This is a genomic window from Rathayibacter sp. Leaf296, from assembly GCF_001423045.1.
Classification (GTDB): Bacteria; Actinomycetota; Actinomycetes; order Actinomycetales; family Microbacteriaceae; genus Rathayibacter; species Rathayibacter caricis.
Map to the genome: position 1 here is coordinate 2,116,864 of NZ_LMNR01000001.1, position 11,456 is coordinate 2,128,319.

The following is an 11,456-nucleotide window of genomic DNA, read 5'->3' on the forward strand; positions in this document are numbered from 1 at the left end:
CCTCCCGAGGTCGTGGGCTATTCCTGCGGCGGATCCGGGACGATCCCGGCCGCGACGGCGGGCTCGCGGTAGGCGCGGCCGAGGGACTCCGTGGTGTCGTGCGCGTTCAGACCGCTGGGGTTCGGCAGGACCCACAGCGGGACACCCGCGATCCCCTCCTCCTGACGCCCCTGCTTCGCCGAGCGCCGACCGAACGCCGCGCGGTACGCGGTGATGCCGACCATCGCGACGGCGGAGGGTCGCACCCGCTCGACGGTCGCGACCAGCCGCCGCGCCCCGGCGCGCAGCTCCTCGTCGCTCAGCTCGTCGGCGCGCGAGGTGGCCCTCGGCGCGAGGTTCGTGATGCCGATCCCGCGGTCGATCAGCAGGCGGCGGTCCTCGTCGCTCATCCCCTCCGACACGCGCATCGGCCGCTCGAGGATCCCGGCGGCGAGCAGGGCCGGGTAGAAGCGGTTGCCGGGGTGCGCGAAGTGCGCGCCCGTCGCCGCCGTCCAGAGGCCGGGGTTGATGCCGACGAAGAGCAGGCGGACGTCGGGGCCCAGCAGATCCTCGACAGTGCGGTCGCGGAAGGACGCGAGCTGGGCGCGGGTGAAGGGCACGGCTCCATCCTCCCCCGGACGCCCCGCCGCAAGTAGTCGCCGACGCCCCACGGGGGTGGAAGCATGGAGCCATGACGAACGCATCCCAGGACCACCCGATCCAGCACGGCAGCGACGACGCGGTGCTCGACGAGAAGCTGCGGGGGATCCTGCTGCAGGTCGCCGGCGATCTGCAGCTGCGGCCCGACGAGGACCCGGAGGCGCTGCTGCGCCAGCGCCTGCGCGACACCCGCATCGAGCTCTCGGAGGAGAGCATCCCCGGGCTCGCGAAGCGGATCCCCGGGCTGACCGACCGCAGCAACGGCGAGATGAATCCCGGAGCGCACTGACCTACTCCGGGACCGCCGGGCCCTTGCGGTGGTGGTCGAACACGATGCTGGTGCGGGTCGACGCGACCGCGGGGTGAGCCGACAGGTTAGAGACCACGAAGTCGCGCACGTCGTTCGAGTCGCGGACGGCGACGTGGATGATGAAGTCCTCGGAGCCGCCGAGGAAGAAGAGCTGCACGACCTCGGGCAGCGCCCGGATCTCGTCGGCGAACCGGGTGATCGCCTGGCGCTGACCGACCCGGATGCTCACGCTGATCAGCGCCTGCAGCGTGAGTCCGAGGGCGGCCGGGTCGAGCTCGGCGGTGAAGCCGGTGATGATGCCGCGCTCGACGAGCGAGCGCACGCGCGAGACGCAGGTGGAGGGCGCGATGCCCGCCTGCTCGGCGAGGCGGCTGTTCGGCGTCCGCGCATCCGCTCGCAGCAGCCGCACCAGAGCGCGATCGACCGGATCGAGGTCGCCGAGGTCGTGCAGATCCTTCGGTCTCATCGCCGCCACCTCTCCTCGTACCGCCGATCGTGCGGAACTGCGCGCGTTCTTCGACGATCCTGCGGAACGTCACCCGTCGGAAACACGATCTTCGCACGATAGGAGCGACGTCGGCGCAGGATCGGCGTCCACCGTCGGGCGCTGCACCTCGGGCGCCCGCGAATCGAGGAGCCGTCATGCGCATCGGGATCCCCAGCGAGATCAAGAACAACGAGAGCCGCGTCGCCGCGACGCCCGCGGGCGTCCACGAGCTCGTCCGGCGCGGGCACGAGGTGCTCGTGCAGTCGGGCGCCGGCCTGGGCTCCCGCCTCACGGACGAGGACTTCGCCGCGGCCGGAGCACGGCTCGCTGCGGACGCCGACGAGGTCTGGGGCGAGGCCGATCTCGTCCTGAAGGTGAAGGAGCCGATCGAGGCGGAGTACCCGCGGATGCGCGCGGGTCAGGTGCTCTTCACCTACCTCCACCTCGCCGCGTCCCGCCCGTGCACCGACGCGCTGCTCGCCTCCGGGACCACGGCGATCGCCTACGAGACGGTGCAGCTGCCGAACCGTCAGCTGCCGCTGCTCTCGCCGATGAGCGAGGTCGCGGGGCGCCTGTCGATCACCGTCGGCGCGTACCACCTGATGAGCGCGGCGGGCGGGCGCGGCACCCTGCTGGGCGGCGTGCCCGGCACTCCGAAGGCGAAGGTCGTCGTGATCGGCGGAGGAGTCGCCGGCGAGGACGCGGCGGCGAACGCGCTCGGGATGGGAGCCGACGTGACGATCGTCGACCTCTCGCTCCCCCGGCTGCGCGAGCTCGAGAACCGGTTCGGCGGAGCGATCCAGACCCGGGCGTCGTCGACGTACGAGATCGCGGCGCAGGTCGCCGACGCCGATCTGGTCGTCGGCTCGGTGCTGATCCCCGGCGCCCGGGCGCCGAAGCTCGTCACCGACGAGATGGTGGCGACGATGAAGGCGGGCTCGGTACTCGTGGACATCGCTATCGACCAGGGCGGCTGCTTCGAGGGCTCGCGGCCGACCACCCACGACGACCCGGTGTTCGCCGTGCACGACAGCGTCTACTACTGCGTCGCCAACATGCCCGGCGCGGTGCCCGAGACCTCCACGCGGGCGCTGACCAACGCGACGCTGCCCTACGTCGTCGCGCTCGCGGACAAGGGCTGGGAGGCGGCACTGCGGAGCGACCCCGCACTCGCGCGGGGACTCAGCACCCACGACGGACAGGTCGTGAACGCGGCCGTCGCCGAGGCGTTCGACCTGCCGGTCACGCGCGTCGAGGACCTGCTCGGCGGCCGGAGCGCCGACTGAGGACCCAGATCAGCGCACCCGCCGCGAGCACCGCGGCGATCAGACCGAGGACGTGCGCGATCAGCGACGGCAGACCGTTCCCGGGCAGCAGGAAGCCGTAGGGGACCCAGCCGTCCGTCCGGCCGCGGACGAGCACGACGACCAGCCAGACCACCGGGTAGGGCAGGACCAGCGGGAGCCTTCGCCACGGCAGAGGCGGCCGGTCGGCGACGAGGGTCCAGTCGAGGACGGCGAGCACGGGCAGGACGACGTGCAGCAGAGCGCTGACCCACGGCGGCGCGGATCCCGTGCCCGGCACGAGGGTGTTGTAGACGACTCCGACGACGACGAGGTAGGCGGTGGCGATCCCCCGGACGAGGCCCGCCGACTCCGAGGGCGTGCGCCCGAGCAGCGCCATCGCCCCCGAGACGAGCAGCACGACGCTCAGGATCAGGCTGGTCTGGTTCGTGAAGTAGCCGAAGTAGTCGACGGCACTCGCCTCGCCCGCCGCCACCCTCAGGCCGTAGGCGTAGCCGAGCACCGCGAGCACGACCACCGACACGAGCAGGCGCGCCACGGCCACGGCGGCCGGAGTGGCGCGGGCCGCCCTATGCACGCGGGTCGTCCTCGCCGCTCCCCCGGCTCAGCCACCCCGGGCCGTCGGGGTCCGGTGCGGACGGCGGCGGCGGGGCCGGCGGGCGGATCAGCAGCCGGATCTGCTGGACGACGCCCAGGACGACTCCGGCGCCGAACAACGGCACTCCGAGCAGGAGCACGAGCCACAGCGGAGCGTGCCGGCGGCTGCCGCCGATGTCGGCGGTGAGGTCCCAGCCGGCGTCGGAGGCGAGCAGGACGATCCCTGCGACGAAGAGGCCGCTGACGAGCGCCAGCGCCCACGGGTGCTCCTGCAGGTACGCCTGCGATCGTCCCGACCGGGGAGCGCTCACGTGCGCGCCTCCGTCCGCACGGGCTTCAGTCGATCGGGCGCGTCGGTCGCGGGGACCCACTCGCACCGGAAGCTCCCGGTGTAGCCGAAGAGGACGCCGAACACGGCGTTGCGCACCTCGAGATTGATGTGGAAGGCCTCGTCCTCCTCCGACCAGTACTCGTGCAGCGTCGCCCGGCCGCTGAGGAGCATCGGGAAGCGGAAGGCGATCGGCCCCTCGTAGAAGCGCTGCGCACCGGAGGTCAGGACGAGTCCGCCCCGGTCGTCGACGCGGAGATCGAGGTCGACCGCCAGATGCTGGTGGGTCCCGAGGTAGTCGACGACGCGGCCGTCCACGAGCACCATGGTCGCGTCGAAGCGGGCGCTGCGGCCGGGCCGCGTCGCGTACGTGCGCACGAAGGTGACGGTCTCGCGCCCGAACGAGTCCCGGTACGGGTAGTTCTCGATGGTGAAAGGCACGTCGGTGCCGACGTCCGGCACGAGGATGCGTCGGAGCCGTCCGAGCTGGAGGAACGGCACGGTCCACCAGGGGCCGCGGCGGATCGACAGCACGCCGCGGCCGACGCAGGCCTCGCCCGAGTCGAGCCCGACACCGAAGCGCCGCTGCATCAGCGGGTGCAGGCGGGCGAAGTCGGACCCGAGAGCGGCCTCGAAGACGGAGGTCACCGCGCGCTCCCGGGTGCGGGCAGCGACGCCAGCGTGCTCGGGGCGTCGCGCAGGTGGTCGTCGCGGCGCCGACCGCCGATCGGAGCGCGCAGGACGCGGGACGCCCGCGGCCGGTCCTTCCGCCACACCTGCAGGACGCTGATCAGCGGCCAGTCCTCGGGCTCTGCGCCGCCCTCGAGCCAGATCCGCAGGCGGTCGAAGCTCCACGCGGTCGCCCAGCCCAGCAGCGGGCGGACGACGACGTCGAGCGGACCCCACCCGGGCGCGTAGTCGTAGCCGGTGAGGAAGCGGGTGCGCCCGTCGTCGGTGGGGACGTAGCGCCAGTAGCCGCGACCGGAGCGGATCGGCGAGAGGCGGTCGTCGGTGGCGAAGCTCAGGGCCGACGTGCACGTGCCGTCCGCGCGGCGCCGCTCGCCCAGACTCACTCCTGTCCCGTGGACGTCGTGGAGCAGAGTGCGCCGCAGGTAGGTGAAGCGGGTCTCCCCTCCGCTGCCGGGCGGCTCGGGCACGATGCGCGAGAAGCGCACGTCCCAGCGGACGTGCGAGACGGGATCCTGCGTCGCGACCCAGACCGTCTCGAGATCGGCGTCGATGACCGTCTCGACGTAGATCGCCCGTGCCCCCATGCAGCGAGCGTAGCCGCGCGTCTTGACGCTCGACCCCTATCTTCCTATTCTTCGGAGCATGCCCAGACGCAGACCGGGGACGCTCCTCCCCCTCGAGCTCGACCTCCTCGAGGCGCTCCTCGCCGCCGCCGAGCCCGTGCACGGCTTCGCTCTCGCGGCCTCGATCGCCGATCGGGACCCAGGGGCGCTGACCGCCCACGGCACGCTGTACAAGGCGCTCGGGCGGATGCAGGAGCGCGGCCTGGTGACGTCGTCGTGGGAGGACAAAGCCGAGGCCACCGCGCAGGGGCGACCGCGCCGGCGCTGCTACGAGGTCACCGGCGAGGGGCGGGCCGTCGCGCACGCGGTGGCGGCGTCCCGAGCCGCGCCGTCGTCGCCCCTCCTCGCGGGAGGAACGGCGTGAACCGCCGATCCTCGGCCGTCCGCCGCTCGACGCTCTCGGCTCTGCGGTGGTGCCGCTTCTACACCCGCGGACTCGACCCCCTGGCCGCATCGGATCGGGCGGACGAGATCGCCTCCGATCTGCACGAGCACGCCCTGTGGGCGCAGGAGCGCGGGGAGAGCCCCGCGCGGACCGCTCGTGCGATCCGCTCCCGGATCCTGCGGGGAGCGGGCGCCGATCTGCTCTGGCGACGCGCGCGGCTCCGCGAGGGCAGTGCGGAGGCCCTGTTCGACGCGCGCGTCGGCTCGCTCTCGGCGGGACTGCAGGCGATCGCACTGCTGCTCGTGCTCGCCTCCGTCCTCGTCGGCGGGTGGGCGAGCATCCGGGTGACGACCGAGAGCACGGTGCCGCTCCCGACCCTGCTGCCCGTTCCCGTCGCGACCCTGGTCGCGGCGGTCGGGCTCCTGCTGCTGGCGGGCAGGAGGACGAGGATCGCGGGTGCGCTCCTGGGCGCGGTGGGCGTCAGCGTGCTGCCCACGGTCGCGGTCGACGCGCTCTGGTACGTCAGCGCGACGGTGCCGGTGCTCGTGTCCACCGTCCCCGCGCTCGATCTCGGCCTGCTCCTGCTCGGCAACGCGCAGGGGCTGATCCTCCTCGCGGCCGTCCTCTGCTGGTCGATCGAGCGTCGTCGCCCCGAGGGCGTGGTGGCGGCGTGACCCGGCAGCAGGGCGGGACCCGGTTCCGCGCGGCCGTCGCTCTCACCGTGGCCGGGGTGCTCCTGACCGTCGGGATCGGGACCGCGCTGATCGTCGGGGCGAGCGCGTCGGTGCGGCAGTACGAGGCGCTCGCGGCGGTTCCCGGCGTCGTCCGGTCCGACGAGCCGCTCCCCCGCGAGCCGCGGGAGCCCGCTGAGCAGCCGACTCCGACCGCAGCGCCCGACGGAGCGCGCTACGACCAGTGGGGCGTGCGCCTGTACGGCGATGCGGACGCGGCCGCGGTCATCGAGTTCCCCGCGGCCCTGGTCGGCGACGAACTCGAGCACATGCGCTCCTGGGTCGACATGCAGTTCCTCGTCGCGGAGTGCATGACGGAGTCGGGACACGACTACACCTTCCAGCTCCCGTGGGAGCGATCGCCCGAGAGCCACGGCTCCGGACTGCCCGAGGCGGGCGGTGCCGCGTGGATCGCGCTCTACGGCGACGACGCCGACGGGCCCTACGACTGGACACGGGCGGGCTGCCACGGCGCCGTCGTGCACGCGATGGGGAACGACGGTGCGCACTGAGCCGGTGATCCGCGCGTGGACGGGACACCTCTCCTCGGCGGCGGCGACGAGGACCGGCCCGCCGACGCGAGGACGCGTCACGGGGCGGCCGGCGGACCCGGCGACCGGTCCGCGTGGATCGTGCTCGGCATCGTCCTCCTCGTCGTCGGCACGGTCTCGAACGTCGCGGCGGGCATGGTCTGGGATCCGGACGAGGAGTGCGCGGTGGGCGGCCACGGCGGACTGGCGGAGCAGCGCTCCCTGCCGACCGCGATCCTCTGCACGGACGGGGTCGACCTCGTCCCTCCGGGAACCGCGGTGCTCACGCTGCTCTGCCTCGGCCTCGGCGCCGCAGCGCTCCTCCTGGCGCTGCGACGGGAGCGCCGCTGAGCGGTCGTGTCCTCTTCCGGACGTGTCCTCTAGAGGTTCTTGCGGGCGGCGGAGGACGGTCACGACACTGGGGGCACCCGGTCGGCGAAGGCCGGTCACTCGCGCAGTGCTCCGCGAGTGGCCGGCAGTGACGGCTACTCGCTCGCGGGCGCGGCGCCGCTGTCCGCGGTCCACGCCGTGCCGAGCGCGAACAGGGTCGAGACTCCGTGGTGCTCCATCGCCGCCGCGACGCGTCGGCGCCCCGTGCGAGGGTTGATCCCCAGGCGGTGGGAGGCGGTCTCGAGGGTGATCCCGGTCCGCATGAGGCGCAGCAGCGACGTCCACGACTCCTCGACGGCCGCGACCGGGACGGCCTGCCGCCACAGCTCCTCGAAGTACGCGCTGACCAGACCCGCGAGGGCGGCGTGACGAACGCCCACGACGCTGGTCGGCCGCGTCTCGCCCCACTCGAACGGCACCGCCAGGTGCTCGCCGTCGACCCAGAACCAGCTGGGCGGGTTCTCGAGCAGACGGTACTCGACCCCTGCCTTCTCGTAGGCCTCGATGCGGGCGAGGACGCGCGGGTCGCTCACGCAGGAGGCGGGCATGATCACGCGGACGCGGTCCTTCGCCGCCAGGGCCTGCCCGAAGCGGATCGCGCGCTCGGTGGGCGGATCGAGGAAGCGCTCGACGTCGGGAAGGACGGCGATGAGCGTTCCGGAGTCGCGGCGGACGAGGTCGAACCAGAGATCCTCGGACGCGTGCCGTCCGTGCCGGAGCAGGGTGGGCACGAGATCGGCCGACGCCTCGCCGACCGACCAGGCGCCCATCAGCCCCGGCAGTCCGGCCATGACGCGCTCGATGCCCTCGACCGACTCCTCCGTGGCGCGGCGGACGGCGTCGGTGTGCCGGGCGATGCTCGCGGCCGCCCACTCCGCGGGAGGGACGTACGCGAGGAGGTCGTCCTGTCCCCCGAGCAGGCCGCGCTCGCGCAGCCGATGGACGCTCGAGCGCAGGAGATCGGGGGCGAGCTGGGTGAGCTCGGCCGCCTCGACGATCGTGGCCGGGCGTCCGCGGTGCAGCGCCGCGAGCAGGTTCTCGTCGTCCATGGATCTCCCGTGATCTCTTCCCCGGGGACGACAGTTCCGTGTCGCGGTCCTGTGTGCAAGTCCGCCTCGCTCTGCGGCCGGAGCGCCGCCCTGATCGAGGGCCCGAGCGTGCCGGGAACGGCGTCAGCTCAGACCGAGCCGCTCCACGATCTCGGCGATCTCCTCCTCCGGGGCGTTCCCGACGTCGACCGTGATGTGCCGCTCGTCGTCACCGAGGGGCTCCAGCAGGCCGAACTGCGAGTCCAGCAGCGTCGTCGGCATGAAGTGGTCGAGCCGCGAGGCGAGGCGCCCGGCGACGACCTCCTTCGACCCGGCGAGGTGCACGAAGACGAGGTCGTCGCGCCGCAGGATGTCGCGGTAGGCGCGGCGGAGCGCCGAGCAGGTCACGACGACGGGGCGGCCGCTCCCGATCCGCTCGTCGACCACCCGGGCGATCTCGGCGAGCCAGGGAGCGCGGTCGGAGTCGTCGAGAGGGATGCCCGCCGCCATCTTCTCGACGTTCGCGCGCGGGTGCAGATCGTCGCCCTCGAGGAAGCTCCAGTGCAGGAAGCCGGCGAGCAGGGCGGCGACGGTCGACTTCCCGCTGCCGGAGACGCCCATGACGACGATCGCGCGGACGGGGGCGGTGGTCGGGTGCTGCATCAGAGTCCTCCTACGAACAGGCCGATCACGAGGACGCCGGCGAGCCCGGTCACCGAGACCAGGCACTCCATCACCGTCCACGTCTTCAGCGTCTGGCCGATGCTGAGTCCGAGGTACTCCTTGACGAGCCAGAACCCGGCGTCGTTCACGTGCGAGAGGAACACCGAGCCTGCGCCGATCGCGAGCACCATGAGCGCGACCATCGGTCCGTCCATCGTCTCGGTCAGCGGCTGGAGGATTCCTGCGGCCGTCACCGTCGCGACGGTCGCGGAGCCGGTGGCGATGCGGATCACTACCGCGACGAGCCAGGCGAGGAGGAGCGCGGACGCCCCGCTGCCCTCCGCCAGCTGGGCCACGACGCTGCCGATGCCGGTGTCGACGAGGACCTGCTTGAATCCGCCGCCCGCGCCGACGATCAGGAGGATGCCCGCGATGGGCGGGAGGGAGCTGGAGAGCGAGTCCTGGAGCTCGGAGCGGTTCATCCGGCCGCCGCGGCCCAGCAGTCCCAGACCGGCGAGCAGGGCGATGCCCAGGGCGATCGTCGGGGTGCCGAGGAAGTCGAGGACCGCCTTCCACGCCGCCTCGGACTCGGGGGCGGCGATGTCGGCGACGGCCTTGCCGAGCATGAGCACGACGGGGAGCAGGATGCTCGCGACCGCGGCGACGAAGCCGGGGCGGTGCTCGCGGGTGTCGCCGGCGCCCTCGCCGAAGAGCGGCGGGGTCTCGACGGGTGCCCACTTCGCGGCCAGGCGGCCGAAGAGCGGACCGGCGACGACCACGGTCGGGATCGCGACGAGGACGCCGAACGCGAGCGTGACTCCGAGGTTCGCGCCGAGCGCGTCGATCGCGACCAGCGGACCGGGGTGCGGCGGCACGAGGCCGTGCATGACCGAGAGGCCCGCGAGGGTGGGGATCGCGATCGTCATCAGCGGCAGTCCGCTCCGGCGCGCGACCAGGATCACGACGGGGATGAGGAGGACGAGGCCGACCTCGAAGAACATGGGCAGGCCGATCAGCGCTCCGACGAAGCCCATCATCCAGGGCAGCGCGCGGGTGCTCGAGCGGGCGATGAGGGTGTCGACGATGCGGTCGGCTCCGCCGGAGTCGGCGAGGAGCTTGCCGTACATGGCGCCGAGGCCGATCAGGATGCCGACGCCTCCCATCGTGTTGCCGAAGCCGAGCGCGAAGCTGGCGACGGCGTCCGCGGGGGCCATCGCCGCGACGAGGCCGGTGGTGAGCGCGCCGATGAGCAGCGAGACGAAGGGGTGCAGCTTCAGCCAGGTGATCAGCACGACGATCACGGCGATGCCGAGGATCGCGGCGAGGATCAGCTGCCCCTGCGGGGCGGTGGTGGCGACCTCCTCCCCCGCGGCGCGGAGGAGGGAGGGGAGAGTCGGTGTCATGAGCATCCTTGATCGGTCCGACGGCTCGCGGACATGCCTCGCGGGGGCGCGATATGTCCGACATAACCGGTGTTCTCGACGAGTATGTCCGATGAATGGCGCGGAGTCGAGCGTCGGCTTGGGAGGATGGGCCCATGACCGCGACGCCGCCGCCCTCCCTGCACCACTCGGTGCTCGACGAGCTCGGCTCGCAGATCGTGCGCGGGGAGCTCGCCCCGGGGACCGCGTTCAGCGCCGACGAGCGGGCCGAGCGGCGCGGAGTGTCCCGTTCGGTCATGCGCGAGGCGGTGCGGGTCCTCGAGTCGCTCGGCCTGGTCACCTCGCGCCGCCGGGCGGGGACCCGGGTGCAGCCGCCGGAGTCGTGGAACGCCCTCGATCCGCGCGTCGTCGCGTGGAGCCTGGACGGGCCGGACCGCCAGCGCCAGCTGCACCAGCTCAGCGAGCTGCGCCTGGGCGTCGAGCCGCTGGCCGCTCGGCTGGCCGCGGCGAACGCGACGGCGGTGCACCGCGAGGCACTGACGGACGCCGTGCGCGTGATGTCGGCCCACTCGGGGTCCGCCGATCAGGGCGCGTACCTGGCGGCCGACACGACGTTCCACCGCACCCTGCTGTCGGCATCGGGCAATCGGATGCTCGCACAGCTCGCCGACCTGGTCGCGGAGGTGCTGGCGGGGCGCACGCGCAACGCCCTGATGCCGCGGGAGGCCGACAGCGAGGCGCTGCGGCTGCACCGGGCCGTCGCGGTGGCGGTGTCGGAGGGGGACGGAGCGGCGGCGGAGGCGGCGATGCGCGCGATCGTGGAGGAGTCGGACCGGGCTGTGCAGGAGTCCTGAGGGGTTCGCTCGCGCTGGGCCCGGAGCGGAACCGGCGCTTGGCGCGTCCGCTGGCGTGAACCGCTCGTCGCGTTGGGGGAACGTGAGCGGATGTCAGTGGTGGCTGGTTCTGTGCTCGTATGACGGGATCAGAAGTGGTGGAGGTGCTCGCGCTGGTGCGGGAGCGCGGGGATCGGGCGGGTGAGTTGGCGCGGTCGGCGTCGCCGGTGCTGCTCTCGGCGGCGGTCGAGTTGCATGCGGCGTATCGAGCGGCGGTGTCGTGTCCGGAGGCGTTCGCGCGGGGTGTGCCGCGGGGCGGGTCGGCGGACCTCGTGGAGCGCTCGGTCCGGGCGGAGCTCGCGGTCGGATGCGGGGTGTCGGAGCGGGTGGTGTCGCGCGATCTGGAGGACGCGCGACTGCTGATCGAGGACCTCCCGCGCACCCGGGAGGCGCTCGCGGGCGCGAGGCTGCGGTGGGAGGCGGGCCGGATCATCTGCGCGACCGCCGACACCCTGCCGCCGGAGTCGCGGGCGGTG

General features: G+C 73.1%; 16 protein-coding genes. 7 read left to right on the plus strand and 9 right to left on the minus strand.

What is annotated here, in order from left to right:
- Nucleotides 1–17: 17 nt before the first annotated feature.
- The gene (gene mug / locus ASF46_RS09825; RefSeq protein ID WP_056867297.1) at nucleotides 18–599 is read right to left on the minus strand and encodes a G/U mismatch-specific DNA glycosylase; all 582 of its coding nucleotides are present in this window, start codon (nucleotides 597–599) and stop codon (nucleotides 18–20) included.
- 71 nt (nucleotides 600–670) lie between these two features.
- On the opposite strand from mug, the gene ASF46_RS09830 reads away from it, so the two are divergent.
- Nucleotides 671–928 (plus strand): hypothetical protein, encoded by a 258-nt coding sequence (locus ASF46_RS09830; RefSeq protein ID WP_055794872.1) that lies wholly within the window; start codon nucleotides 671–673, stop codon nucleotides 926–928.
- A gap of 1 nt (nucleotide 929) precedes the next feature.
- On the opposite strand, the gene ASF46_RS09835 is transcribed toward ASF46_RS09830, so the two are convergent.
- Nucleotides 930–1,415, minus strand: a complete 486-nt coding sequence (locus ASF46_RS09835; RefSeq protein WP_056867545.1) for an Lrp/AsnC family transcriptional regulator — start codon at nucleotides 1,413–1,415, stop codon at nucleotides 930–932.
- Between the two features lie 176 nt (nucleotides 1,416–1,591).
- On the opposite strand from ASF46_RS09835, the gene ald reads away from it, so the two are divergent.
- A complete protein-coding gene (gene ald, locus ASF46_RS09840; RefSeq protein WP_056867298.1) occupies nucleotides 1,592–2,722 on the plus strand; it encodes an alanine dehydrogenase in 1,131 nt (376 codons plus the stop codon).
- Here the strand turns inward: ald and ASF46_RS09845 are convergent.
- The 4 genes from ASF46_RS09845 to ASF46_RS09860 are packed head-to-tail and all read right to left on the minus strand — an operon-like array spanning nucleotide 2,679 to nucleotide 4,939.
- The gene (locus ASF46_RS09845; RefSeq protein ID WP_056867299.1) at nucleotides 2,679–3,317 is read right to left on the minus strand and encodes a Pr6Pr family membrane protein; all 639 of its coding nucleotides are present in this window, start codon (nucleotides 3,315–3,317) and stop codon (nucleotides 2,679–2,681) included. The genes ald and ASF46_RS09845 overlap by 44 nt on opposite strands.
- Nucleotides 3,310–3,648 carry a hypothetical protein gene (locus ASF46_RS09850; protein WP_056867300.1) on the minus strand — a complete coding sequence of 113 codons (339 nt, stop codon included), beginning with the start codon at nucleotides 3,646–3,648 and terminating at the stop codon, nucleotides 3,310–3,312. The genes ASF46_RS09845 and ASF46_RS09850 overlap by 8 nt, the downstream gene beginning before the upstream one ends.
- Nucleotides 3,645–4,313: a DUF4166 domain-containing protein gene (locus tag ASF46_RS09855; RefSeq protein ID WP_056867301.1), complete on the minus strand. Its 669-nt coding sequence runs from the start codon at nucleotides 4,311–4,313 to the stop codon at nucleotides 3,645–3,647. The genes ASF46_RS09850 and ASF46_RS09855 overlap by 4 nt, the downstream gene beginning before the upstream one ends.
- Nucleotides 4,310–4,939 carry an SRPBCC family protein gene (locus ASF46_RS09860; protein WP_056867302.1) on the minus strand — a complete coding sequence of 210 codons (630 nt, stop codon included), beginning with the start codon at nucleotides 4,937–4,939 and terminating at the stop codon, nucleotides 4,310–4,312. Before ASF46_RS09860 ends, ASF46_RS09855 begins: the two co-directional genes overlap by 4 nt.
- A gap of 58 nt (nucleotides 4,940–4,997) precedes the next feature.
- Between ASF46_RS09860 and ASF46_RS09865 the strand changes: the two genes are divergently transcribed.
- The 4 genes from ASF46_RS09865 to ASF46_RS09880 are packed head-to-tail and all read left to right on the plus strand — an operon-like array spanning nucleotide 4,998 to nucleotide 6,975.
- Nucleotides 4,998–5,342 (plus strand): PadR family transcriptional regulator, encoded by a 345-nt coding sequence (locus ASF46_RS09865; RefSeq protein WP_056867303.1) that lies wholly within the window; start codon nucleotides 4,998–5,000, stop codon nucleotides 5,340–5,342.
- Complete coding sequence (locus ASF46_RS09870; protein ID WP_056867304.1) at nucleotides 5,339–6,037, plus strand: hypothetical protein; 699 nt, start codon at nucleotides 5,339–5,341, stop codon at nucleotides 6,035–6,037. Before ASF46_RS09865 ends, ASF46_RS09870 begins: the two co-directional genes overlap by 4 nt.
- On the plus strand, nucleotides 6,034–6,606 hold the full coding sequence (locus ASF46_RS09875) for a hypothetical protein (protein ID WP_056867305.1): 573 nt from the start codon (nucleotides 6,034–6,036) through the stop codon (nucleotides 6,604–6,606). Before ASF46_RS09870 ends, ASF46_RS09875 begins: the two co-directional genes overlap by 4 nt.
- 15 nt (nucleotides 6,607–6,621) lie before the next feature.
- Nucleotides 6,622–6,975: a hypothetical protein gene (locus ASF46_RS09880; RefSeq protein WP_056867306.1), complete on the plus strand. Its 354-nt coding sequence runs from the start codon at nucleotides 6,622–6,624 to the stop codon at nucleotides 6,973–6,975.
- 134 nt (nucleotides 6,976–7,109) lie between these two features.
- Here the strand turns inward: ASF46_RS09880 and ASF46_RS09885 are convergent, their stop codons facing one another.
- From ASF46_RS09885 to ASF46_RS09895, 3 genes are all read right to left on the minus strand, one after another.
- On the minus strand, nucleotides 7,110–8,063 hold the full coding sequence (locus tag ASF46_RS09885) for a hypothetical protein (protein WP_056867307.1): 954 nt from the start codon (nucleotides 8,061–8,063) through the stop codon (nucleotides 7,110–7,112).
- 123 nt (nucleotides 8,064–8,186) lie between these two features.
- A complete protein-coding gene (locus ASF46_RS09890) occupies nucleotides 8,187–8,705 on the minus strand; it encodes a gluconokinase (protein WP_056867308.1) in 519 nt (172 codons plus the stop codon).
- Entirely contained in the window at nucleotides 8,705–10,108 is a 1,404-nt protein-coding gene (locus ASF46_RS09895; protein WP_056867309.1) for a GntP family permease, read from the minus strand. The genes ASF46_RS09890 and ASF46_RS09895 overlap by 1 nt, the downstream gene beginning before the upstream one ends.
- A 134-nt stretch (nucleotides 10,109–10,242) precedes the next feature.
- Here ASF46_RS09895 and ASF46_RS09900 point away from each other — a divergent pair, with 134 nt between their 5' ends.
- Nucleotides 10,243–10,941, plus strand: a complete 699-nt coding sequence (locus tag ASF46_RS09900; protein ID WP_056867310.1) for a FadR/GntR family transcriptional regulator — start codon at nucleotides 10,243–10,245, stop codon at nucleotides 10,939–10,941.
- Nucleotides 10,942–11,456: the final 515 nt, after the last annotated feature.